Annotated in this window: 23 protein-coding genes; 11 read left to right on the top strand and 12 right to left on the bottom strand. The window is 67.2% G+C overall.

The window, feature by feature from the left end; all coding sequences use genetic code 11:
* Positions 1-3: 3 nt before the first annotated feature.
* Genes ACFY9N_RS06060 through glf form a run of 3 tightly spaced genes read right to left on the bottom strand, consistent with a single transcriptional unit; the run spans position 4 to position 2697 of the window.
* A complete protein-coding gene (locus ACFY9N_RS06060) occupies positions 4-738 on the bottom strand; it encodes an ABC transporter ATP-binding protein (protein ID WP_391477439.1) in 735 nt (244 codons plus the stop codon).
* The gene (locus tag ACFY9N_RS06055) at positions 738-1529 is read right to left on the bottom strand and encodes an ABC transporter permease (RefSeq protein ID WP_391477438.1); all 792 of its coding nucleotides are present in this window, start codon (positions 1527-1529) and stop codon (positions 738-740) included. Before ACFY9N_RS06055 ends, ACFY9N_RS06060 begins: the two co-directional genes overlap by 1 nt.
* Positions 1530-1560: 31 nt before the next feature.
* On the bottom strand, positions 1561-2697 hold the full coding sequence (glf, locus tag ACFY9N_RS06050; RefSeq protein ID WP_391477436.1) for a UDP-galactopyranose mutase: 1137 nt from the start codon (positions 2695-2697) through the stop codon (positions 1561-1563).
* A gap of 141 nt (positions 2698-2838) precedes the next feature.
* On the opposite strand from glf, the gene ACFY9N_RS06045 reads away from it, so the two are divergent.
* Genes ACFY9N_RS06045 through ACFY9N_RS06025 form a run of 5 tightly spaced genes read left to right on the top strand, consistent with a single transcriptional unit; the run spans position 2839 to position 7072 of the window.
* Positions 2839-3396: a GtrA family protein gene (locus tag ACFY9N_RS06045; RefSeq protein ID WP_391477435.1), complete on the top strand. Its 558-nt coding sequence runs from the start codon at positions 2839-2841 to the stop codon at positions 3394-3396.
* Positions 3393-4223, top strand: a complete 831-nt coding sequence (locus ACFY9N_RS06040) for a glycosyltransferase family 2 protein (RefSeq protein WP_391477433.1) — start codon at positions 3393-3395, stop codon at positions 4221-4223. The genes ACFY9N_RS06045 and ACFY9N_RS06040 overlap by 4 nt, the downstream gene beginning before the upstream one ends.
* Complete coding sequence (locus ACFY9N_RS06035) at positions 4220-5242, top strand: glycosyltransferase (RefSeq protein ID WP_391477432.1); 1023 nt, start codon at positions 4220-4222, stop codon at positions 5240-5242. Before ACFY9N_RS06040 ends, ACFY9N_RS06035 begins: the two co-directional genes overlap by 4 nt.
* Positions 5223-6146 carry an NAD-dependent epimerase/dehydratase family protein gene (locus ACFY9N_RS06030; protein ID WP_391477431.1) on the top strand — a complete coding sequence of 308 codons (924 nt, stop codon included), beginning with the start codon at positions 5223-5225 and terminating at the stop codon, positions 6144-6146. The genes ACFY9N_RS06035 and ACFY9N_RS06030 overlap by 20 nt, the downstream gene beginning before the upstream one ends.
* Positions 6147-6184: 38 nt before the next feature.
* Positions 6185-7072 carry a glycosyltransferase family 2 protein gene (locus tag ACFY9N_RS06025; protein ID WP_391477430.1) on the top strand — a complete coding sequence of 296 codons (888 nt, stop codon included), beginning with the start codon at positions 6185-6187 and terminating at the stop codon, positions 7070-7072.
* Positions 7073-7098: 26 nt separating this feature from the next.
* Here ACFY9N_RS06025 and ACFY9N_RS06020 read toward each other — a convergent pair whose 3' ends face one another.
* The 3 genes from ACFY9N_RS06020 to ACFY9N_RS06010 are packed head-to-tail and all read right to left on the bottom strand — an operon-like array spanning position 7099 to position 10006.
* Complete coding sequence (locus ACFY9N_RS06020) at positions 7099-7833, bottom strand: glycosyltransferase (protein ID WP_391477429.1); 735 nt, start codon at positions 7831-7833, stop codon at positions 7099-7101.
* Positions 7830-9059, bottom strand: coding sequence for a lipopolysaccharide biosynthesis protein (locus tag ACFY9N_RS06015; protein WP_391477427.1), 1230 nt, complete (start codon positions 9057-9059; stop codon positions 7830-7832). The genes ACFY9N_RS06020 and ACFY9N_RS06015 overlap by 4 nt, the downstream gene beginning before the upstream one ends.
* Positions 9056-10006 carry a glycosyltransferase gene (locus tag ACFY9N_RS06010; protein WP_391477426.1) on the bottom strand — a complete coding sequence of 317 codons (951 nt, stop codon included), beginning with the start codon at positions 10004-10006 and terminating at the stop codon, positions 9056-9058. The genes ACFY9N_RS06015 and ACFY9N_RS06010 overlap by 4 nt, the downstream gene beginning before the upstream one ends.
* 102 nt (positions 10007-10108) lie before the next feature.
* Between ACFY9N_RS06010 and ACFY9N_RS06005 the strand changes: the two genes are divergently transcribed.
* Positions 10109-11125 (top strand): glycosyltransferase, encoded by a 1017-nt coding sequence (locus ACFY9N_RS06005; RefSeq protein ID WP_391477425.1) that lies wholly within the window; start codon positions 10109-10111, stop codon positions 11123-11125.
* Between the two features lie 12 nt (positions 11126-11137).
* Here the strand turns inward: ACFY9N_RS06005 and ACFY9N_RS06000 are convergent, their stop codons facing one another.
* Genes ACFY9N_RS06000 through ACFY9N_RS05990 form a run of 3 tightly spaced genes read right to left on the bottom strand, consistent with a single transcriptional unit; the run spans position 11138 to position 14221 of the window.
* A complete protein-coding gene (locus ACFY9N_RS06000; protein ID WP_391477423.1) occupies positions 11138-11527 on the bottom strand; it encodes a DUF2304 domain-containing protein in 390 nt (129 codons plus the stop codon).
* On the bottom strand, positions 11524-12264 hold the full coding sequence (locus ACFY9N_RS05995) for a glycosyltransferase family 2 protein (RefSeq protein WP_391477422.1): 741 nt from the start codon (positions 12262-12264) through the stop codon (positions 11524-11526). Before ACFY9N_RS05995 ends, ACFY9N_RS06000 begins: the two co-directional genes overlap by 4 nt.
* Positions 12265-12283: 19 nt before the next feature.
* Positions 12284-14221, bottom strand: a complete 1938-nt coding sequence (locus ACFY9N_RS05990) for a DUF6541 family protein (RefSeq protein WP_391477421.1) — start codon at positions 14219-14221, stop codon at positions 12284-12286.
* Positions 14222-14344: 123 nt separating this feature from the next.
* Between ACFY9N_RS05990 and rfbA the strand changes: the two genes are divergently transcribed.
* The 5 genes from rfbA to ACFY9N_RS05965 are packed head-to-tail and all read left to right on the top strand — an operon-like array spanning position 14345 to position 19832.
* Positions 14345-15217: a glucose-1-phosphate thymidylyltransferase RfbA gene (rfbA, locus tag ACFY9N_RS05985; RefSeq protein WP_391477420.1), complete on the top strand. Its 873-nt coding sequence runs from the start codon at positions 14345-14347 to the stop codon at positions 15215-15217.
* Positions 15214-16212 (top strand): dTDP-glucose 4,6-dehydratase, encoded by a 999-nt coding sequence (gene rfbB / locus ACFY9N_RS05980; protein WP_391477419.1) that lies wholly within the window; start codon positions 15214-15216, stop codon positions 16210-16212. The genes rfbA and rfbB overlap by 4 nt, the downstream gene beginning before the upstream one ends.
* Positions 16209-17630, top strand: coding sequence for a sugar nucleotide-binding protein (locus ACFY9N_RS05975; RefSeq protein WP_391477417.1), 1422 nt, complete (start codon positions 16209-16211; stop codon positions 17628-17630). The genes rfbB and ACFY9N_RS05975 overlap by 4 nt, the downstream gene beginning before the upstream one ends.
* Before the next feature lie 4 nt (positions 17631-17634).
* A complete protein-coding gene (locus ACFY9N_RS05970) occupies positions 17635-18942 on the top strand; it encodes a UDP-glucose dehydrogenase family protein (RefSeq protein WP_391477416.1) in 1308 nt (435 codons plus the stop codon).
* Positions 18939-19832: a glycosyltransferase gene (locus ACFY9N_RS05965; protein WP_391477415.1), complete on the top strand. Its 894-nt coding sequence runs from the start codon at positions 18939-18941 to the stop codon at positions 19830-19832. The genes ACFY9N_RS05970 and ACFY9N_RS05965 overlap by 4 nt, the downstream gene beginning before the upstream one ends.
* Positions 19833-19857: 25 nt before the next feature.
* On the opposite strand, the gene ACFY9N_RS05960 is transcribed toward ACFY9N_RS05965, so the two are convergent.
* From ACFY9N_RS05960 to ACFY9N_RS05950, 3 genes are all read right to left on the bottom strand, one after another.
* Entirely contained in the window at positions 19858-20610 is a 753-nt protein-coding gene (locus ACFY9N_RS05960; protein WP_391477414.1) for an ABC transporter ATP-binding protein, read from the bottom strand.
* Between the two features lie 4 nt (positions 20611-20614).
* The gene (locus tag ACFY9N_RS05955; RefSeq protein ID WP_391478462.1) at positions 20615-21475 is read right to left on the bottom strand and encodes an ABC transporter permease; all 861 of its coding nucleotides are present in this window, start codon (positions 21473-21475) and stop codon (positions 20615-20617) included.
* Between the two features lie 133 nt (positions 21476-21608).
* The gene (locus tag ACFY9N_RS05950) at positions 21609-23834 is read right to left on the bottom strand and encodes a hypothetical protein (RefSeq protein WP_391477413.1); all 2226 of its coding nucleotides are present in this window, start codon (positions 23832-23834) and stop codon (positions 21609-21611) included.
* Positions 23835-23885 lie beyond the last annotated feature (51 nt).

Raw genomic sequence — 23885 nt, 5'->3', positions numbered from 1 at the left:
GCGTCAGACCGGGGCGTTGTCGGCGTTGTATCGATCGAGCACGTCGCCGATCGGCCCGTCGAGCACGAGTCCGCCCTTGTCGAGGTAGAGACCTCGGACGCAGAACCGACGCAGGTCCCGCTCGTTGTGGCTGACGAAGAAGAGCGTCCGCCCCTCGGCGAGCAGCTCGTCGATGCGCCGGTAGCACTTCTCTCGGAACGCCTTGTCACCCACCGCGAGCACCTCGTCGACGAGCAGGATCGGCTCCTCGAGCTGCGAGACGACCGAGAACGCCAGACGCACCTTCATGCCGTTCGAGAGGTGCTTGTACGGGGTGTCGAGAAAGTCCTGGAGCTCGGCGAACTCGATGATGCCGTCGAACCGCCGCGCGATCTCCGCGCGACTCATGCCGTGCAGCCCGGCTGTCAGACGCACGTTCTCTCGCACCGTGAGATCGCCGACGAACCCTCCCGTGAGCTCGATCAGCGGGGCGACGCCCTGATGGACGTCGACTCTTCCCTCATCGGGGAGCAGAACGCCGGCGACGAGTTTGAGCAGGGTCGACTTCCCCTGGCCGTTGCGCCCGACGACGCCGATGGACTCTCCGGGCTGCACCGTGAACGAGACTCCGCGGAGCGCCCAGAACTCGCCGGGGCGCTTGCCGCGCCCCTTTCCTCCGAAGAGATCCTTGAAGCTTCGTCGTCCCCGTCGATTACGACGGAAGCGGACACCCAGGTCGACGACCTCGATCGCGCTCATCACAGCTCCTTCAGGACGGCGGGTTCGAGGCGCCGGAAGACGAGGACGCCGAGGACCAGAACGACGGCACTGACGAGCACTGCCCCCAGGATCTCGGTGAGGTTCCACTGGTCGGGGAAGAATGCGACGCGATAGAGGCTGAAGATGCCGAACAGCGGGTTGGCTGCGGCGAAGTCGGCGAATGCCCCCGGAAGATCGGATCCGGCATAGATGATCGGCGAGGCGTAGAAGAGCACGCGCAGGATCAGGCGGGTGGTGCGCTCGAGGTCGGCGTACAACGCGCACAGTGGCGCAATCAGGAGACCGAGTCCGACGAGCAGAACGGCTTGCAGCGCGACGGCGACCGGGAACCACAGCAACTGCCACGACACGGTCGCTCCCGCGAAGATCGCGAAGACGGCGAGCACCGGCAGAGAGCAGAGGAACTCGATCCCCTTGCTCAGCACGATCCTGTTCACCCAGATTGACCGCGGAATCGCGGTCGAGCGGACGAGTTTGGAGTCGCGGCTGAACGCACGGGTGAAGTCGGTGACCGCCGAGTTGAACCATACCCAGGGCAGGAGCGCCGAGATCAGGAACACGATGTAGGGCTGCTCGCCGACCGTGCGCGAGAACACCTGCGTGAAAACGAACCAGTAGATCAGGCTCATCAGCAGCGGATCGAGCACCGACCATAGGTAGCCCAGCCAGCTCGTGGCATAGCGCACGCGCAGATCACGGGCCGACAGAAGCCAGAGGGAATGCAGGTAGCGGCGCGCCGAACCCGGCGCACCGATCGAGGTCTCGCTCATCCCTTTGTGAGGCCCATCATCCGGCCGCCGATCAGGCGAGCGAGTTGTTCCACATCGACAGCGCGGAGCCGATGGCCATGTGCATGTCGAGGTACTGGTAGGTGCCGAGGCGTCCGCCGAAGTGCACGTCCTTCTCCCCCGCCATGAGCTCGCGGTAGGCGAGGAGTCGCTCACGGTCGGTCGCGGTGTTCACCGGGTAATACGGCTCGTCGTCGCGGCCGGCGAAGCGCGAGAACTCGCGCATGATGACCGTGCGGTCCTTCGGGTAGCGGTCCGCGCGCTCGGGGTGGAAGTGACGGAACTCATGGATGCGCGTGAAGGGCACGTCGGCATCCGGGTAGTTCATGACGCTCGTCCCCTGGAAGTCGCCGATGTCGAGGACTTCCTCCTCGAGGTCGATCGTGCGCCAGCTCAGCTCGCCCTCGGTGTAGTCGAAGTAGCGATCGACGGGTCCGGTGTACACGACGGGCGTCTGCCCCACGACGGCCTTCTTGTTGAGCGGCTGGGTCTCGTCGAAGAAATCGGTCGAGAGACTCACGTCGATGTTGGGGTGGTCGGCCATACGCTCGAGCCACGCCGTGTATCCGTCGGTCGGCAGGCCCTCCCACGTGTCGTTGAAGTAGCGGTTGTCGTAGGTGTAGCGCACGGGCAGCCGGCTGATGATCGACGCCGGGAGGTCCTTCGCCTCGGTCTGCCACTGCTTGGCGGTGTAGTCGCGGATAAACGCCTCGAACAGCGGGCGTCCGATGAGCCCGATGCCGCGTTCCTCGAGGTTGCTCGCCGATGCGGCGTCGAACTCGCCGGCCTGCTCCTGGATGAGCGCACGGGCCTCGGCCGGACTGTAGGCGGCCTGGAAGAACTGGTTGATCGTGCCGAGGTTGATAGGCAGGGGGTAGACCACGCCCTTGTGAGCGGAGTACACGCGGTGCACGTAGTTCGTGAAGGTCGTGAAGCGGTTGACGTACTCCCACACGGTGGCGTTCGAGGTGTGGAAGAGGTGCGCTCCGTAGCGGTGGACCTCGATGCCGGTGGTCGCCTCAGCCTCGCTGTAGGCGTTGCCGCCGATGTGGTGGCGCCGGTCGATGATGGTGACCTTGCGTCCGGCCGCGGCCGCGCGCTCCGCGATGGTGAGTCCGAACAGACCGGAGCCGACGATGAGGAGATCCATGGGTGCTTCTTTCCTGTCTGGATCCCTCGGGGGACCCGTCGCGGCCGGTCCTGTCGGTGGGCGGCCGTGTGGCGTTTCCATGCTACCGGGGACGACGTCGTCGACCGATCAGGGTTCGCGGGGAGCCGTACGGTATTCTCGATGGGCACCGGCACGGCGGTGGAGAGCGAAAGCGCAGGTCAGGTGAGCGAGCCGATGAGCACCGGTCGAGACGACCACGAGTCGAACGGCATCGACCCCGAGACCGACGAAGAGGATCGCTCCGTCGCGGGGATGAGCGGACCCGACGGCCCCCTCCTTCGCCTCTTCCGCGATCGGCGCATCGCCTTCCTCTTCGTCGGCGGCATCAACACCGTGGTCGGCTTCGGCTGGTTCGCGCTGTTCGACATCACGGTAGGCCAGCTGTGGGGATACATGGTGACGCTTCTGTTCGCTCACGTCGCGAGCGTTCTCTGCGCCTTCGTGCTCTACCGCCGCCTGGTCTTCCGCGTGCGCGGACACGTGTGGACCGACCTCATGCGTTTCGAACTCGTCTACCTGACCTCGCTCGGGATCAACGCGGTCCTGCTGCCGCTCCTCGTGGAGTTCGCGCACCTCGAGCCAATCATCGCTCAGGCGCTCATCGTTTTCGTCACGACCATGGTGAGCTACTTCGGGCACAGCCTCTTCTCGTTCCGTCGCAAGGAGCACGCCGGATGACGATCCCGTCCGTCAGTGTGGTGATCCCCGCATACAACAACGCCGCCACGCTCGCAGAGACCATCGATTCGGTGCTCGAGCAGGAAGGCATCGACTTCGAGTTGATCGTCGCCGACCACTCGTCGACCGACGGATCGGATGCCGTCCTCGACGCCTACCGCCATGACCCGAGAGTCCGGGTTCTCACGACCCCGAGCGGCGGCGGCGCGGAGCGCAACTGGAACCGGGTGACGGACGAAGCACGGGGCCCCCTCATCAAGCTGGTCTGCGGCGACGACGTCCTGCGCCCCGGCATACTCGCCCGACAGGCCGAACTGCTCGACACGACAGGCGCGGTGCTGACCGCCTGCCGCCGCGACGTGACGGATGCCGAGGGCAAGGTGCTTATGCCCGATTGGGGTCTTCGGGGTATCGCGACCCGGATGCCGGGGTCACGGGCTGCCGCCAAGGCGGTGCGGGCGGGATCGAATCTCTTCGGCGAACCCGCCTCGGTGATGATGAGACGGGACGCCCTGGTACGGATCGGCGGATGGGACGCCACCTTCCCCTACCTCATCGATCAGGCGACGTACTCGCGCGTGCTCCTCGAGGGCGACTTCGTCCCCGACACGGATACCGGCGCGACGTTCCGGCTCTCCGACTCCCAGTGGAGTGCCGTGCTCATCGCCGCGCAGGCCGACCAGGCGCGACGCTTCCACCGCTGGTTCCATTCCGAGCACCCGTCCGTCGTCTCGGCGTGGGACCTGCGCATCGGCAACGTCCGCGCGAGCGTGATGGCCCGGCTGCGACGCCTCTCGTACACCGTGCTCAGATGGAGGAACCGATGAGCGATCCCTACGTGCACCGCATCAGCGTGGTCACGCCCGTGTACCAGGGCGAGCGCACCCTCGACTCGCTGATCGAGACGGTCGCACCCTGGACGCAGGAGTTCTCCACTCCGGACGGACATCGCGCCGTCGTCACGGAGGTCATCCTCAGCTACGACCGCGGCCCCGACGACTCGGCGTCGGTCATCCGGCGCCTGGCCGAGACGCATTCGTGGATCCGTCCGGTCTGGCTCAGCCGGAACTACGGGCAGCACGCGGCCACACTCGCCGGTATCGCGAGCTCCGGGGGCGAGTGGGTGGTGACCCTCGACGAGGACGGCCAGCACGACCCTCTCTTCATCGGCAGCATGATCGACACGGCGCTGCGCGAGCAGGCGGACCTCGTGTACGCCGCCCCCAGCAACCGGCCTCCGCACGGCTTCGTGCGCAATACGGCCTCGAAGAGTTCCAAGAAGCTGCTCGAGTCGTTCCTCGGTGGCGGTCGCGCCTCGCAGTTCAACAGCTATCGACTGGTCCTCGGAGAGATCGCGCGCAGCGTCGCGGCGTACGCCGGCACCGGCGTCTATCTCGATGTGGCTCTGAGCTGGGTCTCGGCGCGTACCGTGACCTCTCCCGTCCTCCTCCGCGAGGAGGGCGATCGTGATTCCGGTTACTCGTATCGCAGGCTCTTCGCCCACTTCTGGCGCATGGTGTTGACCTCGGGCACCCGGGGCCTGCGTTTCGTCACCGCCGTCGGAGCGCTCTTCTTCGCGGGCGGGATCCTCTTCGCGCTCTATCTCGTGATCATGCGTGCATTCGCCGTCGACATCCCCGAGGGCTGGACCTCTCAGATGGTGCTCACCGCCGTCGGGATCGGAGCTATCCTCATGGCGCTCGGGATCGTCGCCGAGTACCTGGGTGTCGCCGTCAGCTCCGCGCTCGGACGCCCGACGTACCTGATCGTGCGCGACCCGCTCTCCGGCCCGCTGGGCCACCGCGAGCCGGCTTCGAAGGAACCGGGTGGCGAGCGCGGCGCGTAGGTGGATCATCGGACGCGGGCTCCTCGGCGAGGCCGTCGCGCGCTCCCGGTCCGACATCCCCTTCTCCGTGCCCATCGACTGGGCGGACGCGGAGCGCGCGACGCGGACGCTGTCCTCCACGGTGACCGACTTCCTCGACCCCTCGGGGGTGCACGAGATCTACTGGTGCGCGGGGAAGGGCGTGACGTCGACGCCCCGTGAGCGCCTGCAGGAGGAGGTCGATGTCTTCGAGTCCTTCCTCGCAGCGCTCGGACGCGCTTGCGCGGGATCGGATGCCGTCGTCGTGCTCTTCCTGAGTTCCTCGGTCGGCGGCGCATACGGCGGCGCGAGCGGCGGGCCCTTCACCGAGCACAGCCCGACGGTATCGGCATCCGCCTATGGCGAAGCCAAGCTCGGCATGGAGCGGCTCGCGCGGGAGTACGGCGAGAAGCACGGGTGGCGGACGGTGATCGGACGCCTGACGAACCTCTACGGTCCGGGACAGGACCTGTCCAAGGGCCAGGGTCTGATCTCGACCCTGGTCAACAGCGCGATCACCCTGCAGCCGGCGACGATCTACGTCTCGCTCGACACGCTGCGCGACTACATCTACGAAGACGACGCCGCACAGGTGATCAGCGCTTCGGCAGCCCGAGCACGCTCACTCGACGCCGGTCGCACCGTGACCAAGATCATCGGCACCGGCCGAGCCGTCTCGGTCGGCGCCATCATCGGCGAGCTGCGGCGGCTACGACGCCGTTCCGGCTTCTCGCTCGTCGGACAGGGCGCTGCGATCGGACAGGCACTGGATCTGCGTGTGAGGTCGGAAGTGTGGCACGACCTCGATGACCTGATCGGCACGGGCCTCCCCGAGGGGCTCGACCGTGTGATGCGCGCACGTCTCGACCTGCTCACGCGCGGCTGAGACGCCGACGACCGGGCACTTCGTATGCTGGAGGCACGATGACCATCGATATCATGCTGCCCTTCTGGGGCGACCCGGTGCTGCTCCGGCAGACGGTCGAATCCGTGATCGCGCAGAACGATCCCGGCTGGCGACTGACGGTCATCGACGATGCGTACCCCGATCCGGCGGTGGCCGAATACTTCGCAGCGCTCGACGACCCGCGCGTCCGCTACCTGCGCAACGACGTCAACGTGGGGATCATCGAGAACTTCCGAGCGAGCGTCGGTCTCGCGACCGCCGAACACCTGATGGTGCTGGGCAGCGACGATCTCCTCCTCCCCGGCTACGTCGCAGCTCTCCGCGCCGCCGTCGAACGGCATCCGGATGGCGCAGTGTTCCAGCCGGGCGTTCAGGTCGTCGACGAAAACGGTGTGCCGTCGCTCCCGCTCGTCGACCGCGTGAAGCAGCGGATGCTCCGCCCCGACACGCGCTCCGGCGACGTCGTGCTGACGGGCGAACGTTTCACCACGAGCATCACCCGGGGCAACTGGCTGTACTGGCCCTCGCTCCTCTTCCGGACCGAGGCTATCCGTGCGCACGAGTTCCGCGACGACCTGCCCATCGTGCTCGACCTCGCGATCCTGCTCGATATCGCCTTCGCCGGCGGATCCCTCGTAGTGATCGACGACGAGGTCTTCGCCTACCGCCGGCACACCGAGAGCGCCTCGCAGAAGGCGATCCTCGACGGCTCGCGTTTCACGGACGATCGCCGATTCTTCCTCGAGACCGCGAGCCGCGCGGACGAACGCGGCTGGAGATCGACCGCTCGAGCCGCTCGGACGCGCCTGTTCGCCCGGCTCCACGCGTTGACGACGGTTCCGACGGTGCTCCGCCATGGCGATGCCGCGGGCCGTCGCGCTCTGTGGCGGCACATTCTCCGCTGATCGGCCGGGCCGATCGAATCGACCGGTCAGCGCCGTCGAGCGCTCCCCCACGCCCGCAGGAGCATGACCCGCGCACGCAGCACGGCGCCGACACCCCGAGGCTTCGACGGGGACGCGTTCGCGTCGTGGATGCGTCGCCTGATCGTCGCCGTCTCGATGTGCGTCATCGTGCGGTGGGCGTTGCCGAAGAGCGCGATCCAGAGGTCGTGGCTCTCGTCGAGGAAGGCCGGGAACGGAAGGACCCGATCCACGGCGTCGCGACGAATCGCCATCGCGCAGCCATAGTACGGAGCCATTCCTGCGAAGATCCTCACTGCATTGCGGATCCCCTGACGGGACCACGCGGCGCGCAACCGCCACGGGCGCCGCGTGATCGGATTCGGCAGCGGATCGTCCGAACCGAGCAGCACCAGGTTGGAGGCCGCGACCGCGGAGTCCTTCAGAGCAGCGACGAACAGCGCACGGCGGCCCGGCACCCAGACGTCGTCCTGGTCGGAGAGCATGACGATGTCTCCGGTCGCTCGCCCCAGGGCCTCTTCGAAGGTGCGCACGTACCCGCGGTTCTCCGTCCGCGCATGGATGCGGAGGCGCGGATCGTCGAACGCCTCCAGAGCAGCGACGGTCCCGTCCTTCGACGCGTCATCGACGACGACGAGTTCATCCTGGGGCTCGAGCTCCCGGAGGATCGACTCGATCTGCGGACCCAGGAACCGCTCGCCGTTGTACGTCGCCATGCACACGCTCACACGCACCGCGCTCACGACACCACCTCCGCGATCGGTTTGCGCAGCTCTCTGCGCAGGACGAAGACCTGATAGCCCCCGACGCACAGTTCCGACACCGCCACCGCCCAGGCCACGAGTGGCACGGATCCGGCCGCGGCGAAGAGGAGGATCAGGGGCGCGCCCACGATGGCACCGATGAGGGTCGACACCGCCAGCGCGCGCACGCGCCCGACGACGACGAGGCACGCATAGCCGACGATGGCCGCCGTGGCGATCCCCACGAAGGCCACGCCGAGGGGCAGCGACACCTGCCACGGCACGCTGATCTTCCCGGCGGAGAGGATCATCGACGCCCAGGGGCTCAGCAGTGCGATGCACGCACCACCGACGACGCCGATGACCACGCCGGCGAGAGTCGCGATGCGTGCGCGGTGACGGAAGTCGGCCTCGGGGTCGGGCACCCAGCTCTGGAAGTACTGCTGGATCGGCAGCAGCGCGATCGACGCGTACTTGAAGAGGCGGTCGGCGACGGCGTACATCGGCTGCAGCGCGGGGAGGAACGCCTGCACGGCGACCATCGGGAGGGTGACGTACAGGCCGCTGACGAGGGTCGCCGACACGGCATGACGCTGGCCGCTCAGCGCGGTGCGCAGCGGAACCTGCGTGTGGTCGTTCCTGGACGAGCCTCGCAGGACGACGACGGCGTCGAGCACGACGGCGCCGATGAACCCGAGCCCTTGCGCGACGAGATACACCCAGAGCTCCCCGGTGACGACGGCGCCGATGACGCCCGCGACGCCTCCGGCGACGGTCGGGAGGGTGTCGCAGAGCAAGAGCCGCATGGGCTTCCCCTCGCCCGTGAAGTACCAGATCGCGCCCAGGTGCGGCAGCAGGTACACCGCGGCACCGAGTACCGAGATCAGCACGTCGCCGCGCGTGAGGAGAGAGAGGATCACGGCGATGACGGGCAGCACGAGCAGATAGAGCAGGCCCCGGGCGCGCAACGACGTGCGATAGAACGCCTGCCGCTGACCGGCGGGGATGCCGGCGACGGTGGCTGCCCCGGTCGCCCCCCAGCCGAAGGCGACGAGGATGCCGCCGAATTGCGAGACGGCCTGCACGAGCGCGAGCGTGCCCCACGTGGCTTCGCCGAGGGCGAGGTTCAGGAGCGGCATCGACACGATCCCGATCAGCGTCACGACGCCGACGGAGATCGTGAACCCGCTGAGACGGCCGACCGCCGTCCGGATGTGCCCGCTCACTTCTCGCCCTCCGCGACCACGGGGGCGTCCCACCGGATCTCGGCCGCGATCGGCATCAGCGCCTCCGGCATCCGTCCCATCCGATCGCGCACGGCCGCGACGAGCGCCGCCCGGTACACGCGTGCCAGCGCACGGCGCGGCCTCGCCACCCACCACGCGTTCACGAAGTGGATGCCGTCGAGCACTGTCTCGCGGATGATCTGACCGGGCGCCGAGAAGAAGTATTCGCGGTTGAGGATCAGACGGTTGCGCACGCGATAGAAGTAGCGGAAGGGCGTGCTCAGGCTGAACTCCGACGGGACCCCGGGGAGTGCCACCGTGCGGCCGAACAACTCGCGACGATACCGGGTGCCGAGCGTGTGCTCCATGCGCACGCCTCCGGCCGCGAGCACGCGCCATCCGCGCGCGCGGAGGCGGAGACCGAACTCCATGTCGACGAGGTCGATGAAGAAGTCGTCCCGCAGGGGACCCGCCTCAGCGATCACGATCGCCGGAATCAGCATCCCCGACTGGATGACGTTCGCCGCGTCGCCGAAGGGGGCCACCGGTCCCGTCTGCTGCCGTACCCCCGCGAAGTACTCCGGCACGACGAGGCCGACGCGGGCACCCGTGCGGGTTGCGGCATCGTGGGCGGCGACGAGATCCTGAACGAATCCGTCCTCGACTCGCGAATCCTGATCGAAGGTGATCACGAACTCCGCTCCGGCGCGGATCGCGCGCTCGATGCCGTCGTTGAGCGCCGTCGCGATCCCGTCGTTCGAGGGTCGGCGGACGACGGACGCTCCGGCCGCTTCGAGTCGGACGAGCACGGGCTCCGCAGCGGGCCCGGAACCGTCATCGACGACGATCACGCCCTCGATCTGAGAGATCACGGAGGACACGGCGTCGAAGGCACCGTCTCCCGGGCGGAAGGTCGAGAACACCGCCCAGACAGGGGAAGCGCTCATCCGAAACGCACCGGGCGACGAGGGGAGGCGGGAATCACGAGCATGGCGCATTTAGACTAGCTTCATTCGCTGTTCAATCCCCGCAGACCCGGAAGGCCGCCTGTGTCGACACGTCCCTTCGGCACGATCGTGCTCGCCGCCTACTCCCCCGACCCCGAGCTCTTCCGGCGGCAATTGACGTCTCTTCAGGCGCAGACGGTCCGCGAGTGGGAGTGCGTCATCTCGGTCGACGGCGACCCCGAACCGATCGCCGACCTGGTCGCGGAGATCACCGATGCGGACAGCAGATTCCGCATCGTCGGCGACGGCACCCGCCTCGGCTTCTACCTGAACTTCGAGCGCGGCATCCTCGCCGTCGACGAGAGGAGCGAGTGGATCGCTCTCTGCGACCAGGACGACCGATGGGACGCCGACAAGATCGAGAAGCTCCTCCCGCACCTCGACGAGGTGTCTCTGATCTCGGCGCAGGCCCGGCTCGTCTCCTACCCCTCCGAAGTCGAGACGGGACGCACTGCGCGGCACGATCACGGCGCGATCTTCACGATCCTCAACAACGAGTTCACCGGCTCCCTCTGCCTGTTCGACCCCGAGCTGCTGCCCACAGCGCTGCCGTTCCCCCGGGCGTCGACTCGCGCGGCCGCGCACGATCACTGGCTCGCCGTCGTCGCGTCCGCGCACCGGGGCACCCGCATCATCGACGACGTCGTCCAGGATTACGTCCAGCACGATTCGAACGTGTTCGGCGATCCGAGCACGATGGGCAGCGGAAGCATCCGCAGCTCCATCACCAACGTGCTCGCGCAGTCCCGGCGCTACGAAGGTTCGCGGAGCCCTCGGGCGATCCTCCGGATGACGTTCTGGGCCTACGTGGGCTGGCGACAGCTGATGGTCGACACTCTCGCCGCGCGCCGCACCGACGAGACGACCGATTCCCGCCAGGAGCTGGCGTTCGGTCGTTCGCGCCGCCTGCGCACCGCGCTGTCGCTGCTCCGTGCGGGACGAGCGCATGAGATCGTGCCGGGGCGCTTCACCTGGGAGTACCGGGCGAGCTGGATCGGTGGTGCGCTCAGCGGTGGGCGTCGAGCCGTCACCCGAGCGGTCACAGCCCCGCGGCGCTGAGCCCGCGCGAACCTACGAACGGTCGCCGGGCGACTCGGGCTGCGGGTTCTCGAGTTTCGCGAGTCGATCCTCGACGCTTTCGAGCTGCGTGCGGAGGATCGCGGCCTCCTCGGCGAGGCGCCGCGTCTCCTCCTCGACCTGACTCAACTCCCAGGAGAGATGCAGCGCGACTCCGAGCAGCAGGAGGATCGCCGTCGCGAAGAGCAGGTTCGAAGGAAGCTGCACACCGAGCAAGGCCGTGAGCCCGCCCAACAGGCCGGGGAACAGCCCGACGATGAGCACCGATACGGCGATCACGATCCACAGCACGGCGTACTTCTCGCGCAGCTTGCGCGTGAGGAGCATCCACAGGACGATCACGAGGATCAGGACGGCGAGGGCGATGCCGACGAAGACGATCATGCGCGTTCCTCCTGCTTCCGCGAGCCCGTGCGTCGCATCGCGGCCAGAAGCAGCGCGAACACCGACCTCAGCAGGTAGACGGTGGAACCGAGGGGGCCCTGACTGGGATTGCCGTGCGCTCGCGGGCGCATCGCGACGCCGACCTGCGTGACCGTCAGCCCCGCGTGCAGGGCGGCGACGAGGGAGTCGAGGGTGTCGCCGAGGTACTCGGCCGGGTAGTAGTGCACGTACTGCGCGATCGCGCGCGTGTTCGCGGCGCGGAAACCGCTGGTCACGTCCGTCAGTCGCGTCTTCGCGATACGCGACACCACGGAGGCGAGGAAGACCATCGCCCAGCGGCGCGGGCCGCGCACCGAGTAGTCACCGACGTCGGAGAAGCGCGCTCCGATCGAGATGTCGGCGTGTTCGAGGCCGGCGAGCACCCGGTCGATGTCCACAGGGTCGTGCTGCCCGTCGGCATCCACCTGGATGGCGGCTCCATACCCCTCGCGCGCCGCATAGGTGAATCCGGTGCGCATCGCCCCACCCACCCCCAGGTTGAAGGGCAGGGAGAGCACGGAAGCCCCGGCGGCGCGGGCGACCTCCGCCGTACCGTCGGTGGAGCCGTCGTCGATCACGACGACGTCGTATCGCGACGATGCAGCGCGGATCTCGCGCACGGTGTCACCGACGCTCCGCTCCTCGTTCCACGCGGGGACGAGGACCAGAACGCGATCGATGCGCGTGGTGTCGCTCATGGGGGAAGTCTCTCCGTGTTCAGCCGAGACCGCAGGCGGTCACTTCGTACAGTCTGGCATCGCCCTGGCTGTCGACCAGGCGCACCGCTCCCGAATCCGCGAGATCCTCGAGACCCTCGAGCGGGTGCGACCCGCCGTGGACCTCCCGCTCGCCGAAGTCGAGCACGAATCGGACGTCGAGCGCCTCGGCCGCATCGCAGACCGCTGGCATCGATTCGGCATCCGCCAGATGGTCGTTGATCGTCGCCGCGTCGTCCGAGACATCCACCAGGATGTGCGGCATCAGCACCTGCCGTCCACCGATCGCGTAAGCGAGGGCGGTTCCGGTGTACGGATTACCGGCGATCACCGCGCCGGCGGGGACGTGCTCCGGAAGGCGCTCGAGAAGGGCCATCTCATCCGAACTGATGAGGGCCGAGCCCTCGTCGAGCACGAACCGGATCTGCGCCTGGGCGACGGCGGCGGGAATGGCGGGAAGGGGCAGGACGACGAAGCCGATCGCGGCGACCACGGCACCGGCGATCACGCGGAGGACGTGTCCGTCCGGCTGGACCCGAGTCCACAGACTCCCGATCCACTCGACCGTGCGGGCGATCCCCAGGGCCGCGACGGGCACCAGGGCGATCCCGAACACCGCGGCCAGACGCGGCCAGTTGTTGTACCAGCTCCCGGTCAGCGCGTCGCGGATGGGGCCGATCGGGAGGGAGATCACGACGATGAAGAGGACTGCGCCGATCGCCCAGAGCGCCGCTCCGACGATGAGCCCCTCGGTGCGCTCCTTCACCACCCAGAAGAGGCCGAGGAGCACGGCGATCGCGACACCGATGGCGATCGTTCCGTAGAACATCGACACCTGCGCGACCTCCGTCACCGCTTGCGCGGGGGTCAGTTGTGTCGGCCATCCTCGCGTCGGCAGTGGTGGGCGCAAAACCATGAGCAGGAGGATGCCGATGCCGAAGTACGCGAGCACACCGGCGGCGAGGGTCGCGCGCACCCGACCGGATCGGTGCGCGCGCCACAGGCGCACGACGAAGACGAGGACGATCGGAACCGAGAACGCGAGCCAAGCGACGAACCCGCCCGGGTGGGCGAGCGCGGCTCCCGGGATCGCACCGAGCGCGACGAAGCCCCACCAGCCGGGCGCGAGGTCCTTCGCCGAGGTGCCGATGCCGAAGGCGGATGCCGTGGCCGCCACCGTGAACGGAACGATCGCGAGAGCCAGCTGGAACGGATACAGGACCCCGTAGTCCATCGGCAGCAGCGGGAACATCGGGACGGCGCAGCTCACGACCGCTGCAGCGACGGTGACCGTCGCCGTCTTCCCCATCAGCGTCCGGGCGAGAAGCATCGCGCTCAACGGCCAGATGACGGCCGCGATCACGAGCGTCTGTGCGTTCACGACCGCGGGGATGCCGGCGCCGCTCAGCTGCGCCACGATGGCCGCGGTCGCGTGCCAGGCGGAGGGGTAGAAGGGAACTCCGCCGTTCGGGCTCGTCATCTGACCGAGCTCGAGGGGCGAGGCGGCGCCGGTCTCCATGATGTAGCGGATGGCGTTGAGGTGGAAGACGTTGTCGAACGTCTGCGAGATCGCCGTCGGCTGACCGATCACCGCGAAGATCTGGAGTCCGATGACCACGGCCGCGCCGATGGCGGCGACGATGGTCCACCAGCGCGACGTCGAGGGCGAGGAGGTGACGCCGCGCCGTCCGCGGCGACGCACGAGGTGGATCCCCACCCCGATCACTGCGGCGACGATGAGGCACGGAACGATCGACCAGCCGGTTCCGACGAATCCCGCCAGCAGGCTCGCACCGCCGACCACCGTCATCGCGAAGGCCGGCGCCGCGGCCACGGTCCAGAGGCCGCGCAGCCCGATCAGCCACGCCAGCGTTCCGCCCAGGACGGCGTACAGCGCGAGAAGCACGGCGGCAGGCCAGAGCAGTTCGAGCATTTCCATGTGTTCCAGACCCTCTCACCGACAACCGACCCAGGATATCCCGGCGGGGCTGCGATCTCGGTAAGCGCACTCCGGGCGCCTCCTGACACGGGCGATCCAGGCTCGGTATGACAACATAGAGGCGTGAAAGGCATTATTCTCGCCGGCGGGTCCGGCACGCGTCTGCACCCGATCACGCTGGGCGTCTCGAAGCAGCTGATCCCGGTCTACGACAAGCCGATGGTCTATTACCCGCTCTCGACGCTGATGCTCGCGGGGATCAAGGACATCCTCGTCATCACGACGCCGCACGACGCGGCGCACTTCGAGCGGCTCCTCGGCGACGGATCGCAGTTCGGAGTGAATCTCTCGTTCGCGCAGCAGCCCTCTCCCGACGGTCTCGCGCAGGCCTTCACGATCGGCGCGGACTTCATCGGCGACGATTCCGTCGCGCTCGTGCTCGGCGACAACCTGCTCTACGGCCCGGGTCTCGGTAGCCGTCTGCAGCGCTTCGAGAACATCGACGGCGGGGCTGTCTTCGCCTACTGGGTCGCCGAACCCGAGGCCTACGGCGTCGTCGAGTTCGATGCCGAAGGACGCGCGGTCTCCCTCGAGGAGAAGCCCGCCTCCCCCAAGAGCAACTACGCCGTCCCCGGTCTCTACTTCTACGACAACGACGTGATCGAGATTGCGCGCAACCTGGCGCCCAGCGCCCGCGGCGAGTACGAGATCACCGATATCAACCGTGAGTACCTCGAACGCGGCAAACTGCAGGTCGAGGTCCTCCCCCGCGGCACCGCCTGGCTCGACACGGGGACGTTCGACCAGATGACCGATGCTGCCGAGTACGTGCGCACGATGGAGCGCCGCACCGGCATGAAGATCGGCATGCCGGAAGAGGTCGCCTGGCGTCAGGGCTTCCTCACCGATGATGAACTCCGCGAACGCGCCGAGAAGCTCGTCAAGTCCGGCTACGGCGCCTACCTGCTCGACATCCTCAAGAGAGGCCACGCATGACCCGTCTGCTCGTCACCGGAGGGGCTGGCTTCATCGGCTCCAACTTCGTCCACCACGTGATCGAGAACACCGACCACCACGTGACGGTGCTCGACGCCCTCACCTACGCCGGCAACCGTCGCTCGCTCGAGGGGCTTCCCGAGGACCGGCTCACGTTCGTGCACGGCGACATCACGGACGCCGGTCTGGTCGACGGCCTGTTCGCCGAAGCGGATGCCGTGGTCCACTACGCCGCGGAGTCCCACAACGACAATTCGCTGAACGACCCGCGCCCGTTCCTCGACACGAACATCATCGGCACGTACACGCTGCTGGAGGCGGCGCGCCGCCACGACGTCCGACTCCACCACATCTCGACCGATGAGGTCTACGGAGACCTCGAGCTCGACGACCCCGAGCGCTTCACCGAGTCGACGCCGTACAACCCCTCCTCGCCGTACTCCTCCACCAAGGCGGGAAGCGACCTGCTCGTCCGCGCCTGGGTCCGTTCGTTCGGCGTACAGGCGACGATCTCGAACTGCTCGAACAACTACGGCCCGTACCAGCACGTCGAGAAGTTCATCCCCCGTCAGATCACGAATGTGATCCGCGGCATCCGTCCGAAGCTGTACGGCGCAGGGCAGAACGTCCGCGACTGGATCCACGCCGACGACCACTCGTCGGCCGTGCTCACCATCCTCGAGAAGGGCGCGATCGGAGAGACCTACCTCATCGGCGCGGACGGCGAGAAGGACAACAAGTCCGTGGTCGAGCTCATCCTCACCGAGATGGGCCAGCCCGCCGACGCCTACGACCACGTGACCGACCGCGCTGGTCACGACCTCCGCTACGCGATCGACTCGACCAAGCTGCGCGAGGAGCTCGGCTGGGCTCCGCAGTTCTCGGACTTCGAGGCCGGACTCGCCTCGACGATCCAGTGGTACCGCGACAACGAGGCCTGGTGGGCGCCGTCCAAGGACGCCGTCGAGGCGTTCTACGCGGGCAAGGGCCAGTGAGCGCCTCGTTCGGGAAGAAGCTCGAACGGATCGAGACCCCCATCCCGGGCCTCGTCGTCTTCGAGCTTCCCGTCCACGGCGATTCGCGCGGCTGGTTCAAGGAGAACTGGCAGCGCGAGAAGATGCTGGCGCTCGGGCTCGAGGACTTCGGCCCGGTGCAGAACAACATCTCGTTCAACGACGCCGTCGGCACGACCCGCGGCATCCACGCGGAACCCTGGGACAAATGGGTCTCGGTCGCGACCGGACGTATCTTCGGTGCGTGGGTCGACCTGCGCGAAGGGCCGACCTTCGGCACCGTGTTCACGACGGAGATCGACCCCTCCCGAGCGATCTACGTGCCCCGGGGCGTGGGCAACTCGTACCAGACGCTCGAGGCCGACACCGCCTACACGTACCTCGTCAACGACCACTGGTCACCCGATGCGTCGTACTCCTTCCTCAACCTCGCCGACGAGACCGCGGCGGTGGCCTGGCCCATCCCGCTCGCAGACGTCGAGATCTCGGAGAAGGACAAGGCGCATCCGCGGCTGGCCGACGTCACCCCGATCCCGCCGAAGCGCATCCTCGTGCTCGGCGCGTCCGGCCAGTTGGGACTCGCGTTGCGCGAGCGCTTCGGCGATGCCTCGCACATTGAGTACGCCACACGCGCGGACATCGACGTGACGGCCGCCGATATGTCCGCCGCTCGGCGCTGGCGCGATTACGGTCTCATCGTCAACGCCGCCGCGTACACGGCCGTCGACACGGCCGAGACGGCCGAGGGACGGGAGCAGGCGTGGGCCGCGAACGCGTCGGCCGTCGCCGCGCTCGCCCGCGTCGCCGATGACCACGGCATCACCCTGGTGCACGTCTCGAGCGACTACGTCTTCGACGGCACGCTCGAGGGCGCGTACCCCGAGGACGCCCCCCTGCGTCCGCTCGGCGTTTACGGGCAGACCAAGGCGGCCGGCGACCTGGCGGCGTCCACGGCCGCCCGACACTACATCGTCCGTACCTCGTGGGTGATCGGTGAGGGCGGGAACTTCGTCCGCACGATGCACTCTCTCGCCGAGCGGGGCATCGATCCGCGTGTCGTGGGCGACCAGGTCGGCCGTCTCACCTTCACCCCCGACATCGCGAACGCGATCGCCCACCTCTACGAGAGCGGTGCCCCTTACGGCGTATACAACGTCACGGGCGCGGGCGAGGTGCAGTCCTGGGCCGAGATCGCCCGACAGGTCTTCGAACTGACCGGGCACGACCCGCAGCGGGTCACACCGGTCACCACGGAGGAGTACTTCTCCTCCGCGAGCGGACCGATCGCTCCCCGTCCGCGCAACAGCCACCTCGATCTCGCCAAGATCGCTTCGACGGGCTATGCGCCTGCTCCGGCAGAAGAGTCCCTGCGCGCGTACGTCGCAGGACTGAAGGGTTGATGGAATGAAGCTCAGCGTCATCGGCTGCGGATACCTCGGGGCCGTTCACGCGACCGCGATGGCCTCGCTCGGCCACGAGGTGGTCGGGATCGACGTCGACGAGACCAGGATCGCGATGCTCGCCTCGGGGAAGGCTCCTTTCTTCGAACCCGGTCTCGACGATCTCCTCACCGCGGCGCGCGACCGGGGAACACTGACCTTCTCGACGGACTTCGCCGCAGCGTCCGATGCGACGGCGCATTTCGTCGCGGTCGGGACACCGCAGCGCGCTGACGGCGACGGCGCGGATCTGCGCTACGTCGACAGCGCGATCGCATCGCTGACCGCTGTGCTCTCCCCCGGCGACCTCGTGGTCGGCAAGTCCACCGTGCCGGTCGGCACCGCGCGGCGACTCGCGGACGCGATCCGGTCGACGGGCGCGCGCCTCGTCTGGAATCCAGAATTCCTGCGCGAGGGCTTCGCGATCCAGGACACGCTCGAGCCTGACCGCCTCGTGTACGGCGTCGAGAGCGATGACCTCTCCGCGGGTGACGTCGCCGTCCTCGATGAGATCTATCGGCCGGCCATCGACGCGGGAACCCCGCGGGTCGTGACCGACTACGCCACGGCAGAGCTCGTCAAGGTCTCGGCGAACGCGTTCCTGGCCACCAAGATCTCCTTCATCAATGCCATGGCCGAGATCGCCGAGGTCACGGGCGCGGACGTCACGCAGCTCGCCGACGCGATCGGATTCGATGCTCGCATCGGGCGCCGCTTCCTGAACGCCGGTATCGGCTTCGGCGGCGGATGCCTGCCCAAAGACATCCGTGCTTTCGCTGCCCGCGCCGAAGAGCTCGGCGTGGGCGAGTCCGTCCGCTTCCTGCACGAGGTCGACGCCATCAACCTGCGCCGCCGCCAGCGCGTGGCAGATCTCGTCGTCGACGCGCTCGACGGCGCTCCTGCCGGGCGTCGCGTGGCCGTTCTGGGTCTCGCATTCAAGCCGGACTCCGACGACACCCGAGACTCCCCCGCGCTCGACGTCGCCCGTCGTCTGCACACCGCAGGCGTCGAGGTGACGGCCTTCGATCCCGAGGCCAACGAGACCGCGCGCCGCGTCGCCCCCGAGTTGTCCTACGCAGACTCCGTCATCGGAGCCGTCGAGCACGCCGAGGTCGTGGTCGTGGCGACCGAGTGGCGCGCGTTCCGCGAGCTCGATCCGACGACGGTCTCGGCGGCGACGTCGGCGCGGATAATCGTGGATGCCCGCAACTGCCTCGACCCCGCGGCGTGGCGGGCAGCGGGATGGGCCTACTTCGGTATGGGTCGCCCATGACGAACCCGCGAGTCAGCATCGTCGTCAGGACGAAGAATCGTCCCGACTTCCTCGCGCGAGCGCTCTCCAGCATCACCGCGCAGTCCTTCGACGACTGGGAGGCGATCATCGTCAACGACGGGGGCGATGCCGCACAGGTCGCGGCTCTCGTCGCCGGCCTCTCCCGTTCGGCTGATCGTGAACGCATCCGCGTGATCGACCACGCGGAATCTCGGGGGCGGTGGGTGTCGGCGAACGCCGGGGTCCTCGCTGCGACGGGCGATTATCTCGTGCTGCACGATGACGACGACTCCTGGCACAGCGACTTCCTCGCGCGATCGGTCGAGTACCTCGACACCCACGCCGACCGTCAGGGCGTCGTCTCGCGCATCGAGATCGTCTGGGAGCGCGAAGAGAACGGCCGCTTCGTCGTGGACGAGCGCGAAGAGTTCCAGGCGCAACTGACCGCTCCGCTTCTCACCGACACACTCCTCTTCAACCGCTTCGTGCCGATCGGTTTCCTCTACCGGCGGTCGCTCCACGCGGAGATCGGCCTGTACGACGACAGGCTCCCGGTCGTCGGCGATTGGGACTTCAACCTCAAGGTCCTCTCTCGCGGACCCCTGGAGTACCTCGGCGATCAGCCGTTGGCATACTGGCATCAGCGCCGCGGCGCGTCCGGGAACGCCGCCAACAGTGTCGCCGGCGCACGCAGCGACCACGCGAAGTACGACGCGAGCATCCGCGAGGAGGCTCTGCGCGACTGGGTCGGCGACAATGGCACCGGGCTCGTGCTGTACCTGACGAAGTTCATCGACCAGCGTTTCGTCGACGTCGAGAACGGCATCCGGGCGGAGATCGTCGCCTCCTCGTTCTGGCGACGCGCCCTGCGTCGTCTGCGTCGCCGCTGAGGGTCGCGGAGCGGCCCTCAGCGGCTCACGCCTTGAGGAATTCCACAGCCTCGTCGATCGGGCCGTCGAAGACCTTCTTGCCCTTCGCGATCACGATCCCGCGCGAGCACAACTGCTTGACCATGTTGCTGTCGTGACTGACGACGAGCATCGTCACGCCCCGACCGGTGAGCTCCTTGATCTTCTGCGCGCACTTGGCCCGGAACGGCGCGTCGCCGACACTCAGGACCTCGTCGACGAGAAGCGTGTCGAGCTTGACGTGGATCGCGACCGAGAACGCAAGGCGCATGAACATGCCCGAGGAGTAGTGCTTGACCTCCTGGTCGATGAAGTCGCCGATCTCAGAGAAGGCGACGATGTCATCGAACTTCTCATCGGTCTCCTTGCGCGACATCCCGAGGATTGCGGCGTTGAGATATACGTTCTCGCGCCCCGAGAGGTCCGGGTGGAATCCCGCGCCGACCTCGATGAGACCCGCGACACGTCCACGGGTGAGGACCCGCCCCGAATCCGGCTCGAGGACCCCGGAGACGAGCTTGAGGGTGGTCGACTTCCCCGAACCGTTCATCCCGAGGATCGCGACCGACTCCCCCTCTCCCACCTGGAAACTGATGTCGTCGAGCGCGAGGAAATGGTCGGTGCCGACCTTCTTGCGCTGGATCCAGCCGATGAAGGCTTCTTTGAAGGAGTGGGAGTTGCGTCGTAGGAAGAACTTCGACGCATTCTCGACGATGATCGTCGGCGGGGTCGAGGTCTCGACGGTGATCAGATCTTGCATGTGCTCACAGGTCCTGGGCGAAGCTGCGCTCGAAGCGCCGGAAAACGGTCTGGCCGATGAGGAGCATGATCAGGCTGACCACGCAGGCCGCAAGGGCATAGAACATGAAGTGCGGCGGGAGACCGGGCGTCGACGAAGCGGTCGGTGCCCAGAATCCCAGGTGGAAGAACTCCACCGCGACGGTGAGCGGGTTCGACATGTAGATGTGGAACAGCCAGGCTGGCATTTTGTCGATGACGAGCGTCCACATGTACAGCACCGGCGATGTCCACGTCGAGAACATTCGGATGATCTCGACCACGTTCTGCGCGTCGCGGAAACGAACGTTGATACCGCTGAAGAACAACCCCAGCCCTGTGGCGAAGACCAGCACCAGCAGTACCCCGCCGAGGATCGCCGCGATCCCGATGAGAGATGGCGTCCAACCCAGCAGCAGACAGATCACCAGGAGAACGGCGACCTGCGGAAGGAAATGCACGAACGACACGATGATCGCTGCCACGGGGAAGAGCTCGCGTGGCAGATAGATCTTGCGCACCAACGCTCCGTTGTCGACGATCGAGTTCGTCGCGTTGCCGAAGCCCTCATTGAAGAGGTTGATGATCACGATGCCGGAGAACAGGTAGATCGCGAAGTTGTCCACATCGCGATGCGCGTTGAGGATGATCCCCATGACGAAGTAGTAGACCGCGAACTGGGCCAGCGGTTTAACGTAGGACCAGGTCCAGCCCAGCACCGAGTTGCGATACCGCGTCGCCGTCGCCTTACGTACGAGCAGCCGGAGAAGATAGCCTCGCCGGAAGACGTCGATCACGCCACGCCCACGCCCAGGGGACTGATACAAGCTCGCGTCGACCGCGCTCAACTGACTACCACCACGCCTCCTCGTCGCACGACCGGACAGGCGTGCATAGCGCCATCCATCGTAGCCCGTCCGACTGTGAGCGACCGGTACGCGGGGCAACGCTGGCGATCGGACGGAGAGTACTCAGAGTGTGTCAGCGAATGCCCAGTGCCACACAGTTGTCGGCCGACAGCACCATAGGGGTCAGTCCCGAAGTATCGGCGATCTTAGTGTAAACACCGGCGCGCGCGGTGTACACGATGCTGTTGCAGCTCACCACGTTGGTGACCGTCCCCGCGCGAGGCATCGAGGCGGCACCGGCGTCGGAAATCGTCACCGCTGCGCGGGGAAGCCCGAGGTCATCGGCCGTCGCCCACGAGCTCAGATAGATCAATCGCCCGGCATCCGCGAGGTAGACCCTTCCATCGCCCGCGGTGGTCACGAGCCCGATATCGGTGCGCAGGGGCGGCCCCTTCGGAAGCGACGCGAGGTCGGCCGGACTCATCGGAACGAGGCGGGTGGCGCCGGGACCACGAAGCGCCGCCAGACTCGCCTGGTTCGTGACGTGGCGGAACGTTCCCCCGTCTGCGTAGAACACTGCTGCGTCAGCGGTGGATCGCACGAAGAGCGGACCCGCCGCATCGTCACCGACCTTCAACTTCGCGCATGTGCGGCTGTCGGGCGCGACAGTGACGAACCCTCCGGATGAGGGAGAGCGGTACAACAGCCCACCCGAGGTGAAGTAGGTCGCTCCGTTGCAGACGATGTAGCGACCGAGGTTCGAGCGACCCGGGTGCTGCGCGATCCACTGCGCCGGAACGGCCTTGAGCACGCTCGTCGACAGCCCCATGCTCGTGACGTTCGCAAAGACGGGCACATAGATCAGCTGGCCGTCGGAACTCGGCAGGAAAACGCGGTCGGACCCGGCGACGGTGATGAGCTGACCCGGCACGAAGCGAGTGCGCGCCGCGGGATACTGCGCCGCATGGGCCGCGGGCATCGTCGCCGCGTAGAGGGAGGCGTTCTGGCCCCAGGCTGACATCGCTGCTGCGTTCTGGTATGGCACCAGATCTTTGCCCTCGATCGAGAAGATGCGGGTGTCACCTCTCACGTTGGCGCGCGTCGTCATCTCAGGGCCGCTGCCGGGCCGCTGGAAATCATCCGAGTCGAACGTGGTGAGCGAGCTGCAACTTCCCCTCCACTGCGCTACCAGATCGCAGCTCGCGAAGCGGTGCATCTTGCCACCGTTGAGATAGGCGACCGTGCCCGTCGACCTGTCCCGCAGGAAGAGCGACGCAGCGCCCCCCTGGCCGAGCGACGCGATGTGGGCACCGACCGTGGCCTCGGGGTTGCCGTATGCAGCCTTGTACTCCGGCCAGACCTCGGCGGTGATGTGGTACGCCGTGCCGTTGGAGATCGCGTAGATGTCCTTGCCGACGTTCACGATGGGACCGTCCGGGTACTTGATGCCCTGCGTCGACCCGAACCAGTCGGTGAAGTAGTTGTAGAAGTTGCGATTGCCGTAGGCGGAGCATCCGTCGCCCGTCCCGTAGCCGGCACGCAGTGCCGCGGCGTTGGGCTGGTACGGGGTGTAGTAGTAGAGCGCCGAGGTCGCCTTGTTCGCGACGTACACCGGCGACGAGCCGCAGTTCGCGTTCGGGTTGTACAGGATGTTCCAGGTCTTGCCCGGCGCGTACCACTGGAACCAGCGCCCCTCCATGTAGATCTGCATCTGGCGCGCAGCGCCGTAGATCTGGTGGAAGAAGCCGATGTAGTTGGGGTCGCAGGGAGCGGTGTCGGGGCATCCCTGACCCAATGCGATGTTGTAGCGCCACGCACTCGGCCACGTGTGGGTGATGAGGCCCTGCTCCTTCTGGAGCATGACGATCAGGACCTGCGGGTTGATGTTGCACGCCTGCGATACGCGGTAGATGATCCGCGCGGCCGACTCGTTCGCCGCTCCCGTGTATCCGCTGCAGTACTGGTCGGCCGGGCGCGTGACCGACGTGATCTTGAAGTCCTTGAGGCAGACGATCGGCTTGCCGTTCTCGTCGGTGCCGCCGAGGCACCTCGACACCTTGCTGTTGAAGAACGCCTGGATCTGCGCCTCGGTCATCGTGCTCTTGTTCGTGAACACGGCGTCGCTGATGATGTTGCCCGGGGTGAAGCCCACGAGAGTGCTCTTGACGATGCCGGATGCCGCGGGGTCGCCGACCGCCTGGGACACGGCGTTCGATGCAACCGTCGTCGCGGGGGCTGCCGCGGAAGCGGCGCCGGCGGGGAGCACGGTGCCGGCGACGACAGCGGTGACAGCGAGGAAACAAGTGAGGAGACGGGTGATCTTCCGGTTGTTTCGCGAGCGTGGGGCACGTCGAGACATGTGACCAGTGTGACGGAAGTCGCGTGATGATGCCACTGTTACGGAATATCG

This window comes from Microbacterium sp. NPDC008134, assembly GCF_042957055.1.
Classification (GTDB): domain Bacteria; phylum Actinomycetota; class Actinomycetes; order Actinomycetales; family Microbacteriaceae; genus Microbacterium.
This window is presented reverse-complemented; position numbering and strand designations above follow the sequence as displayed.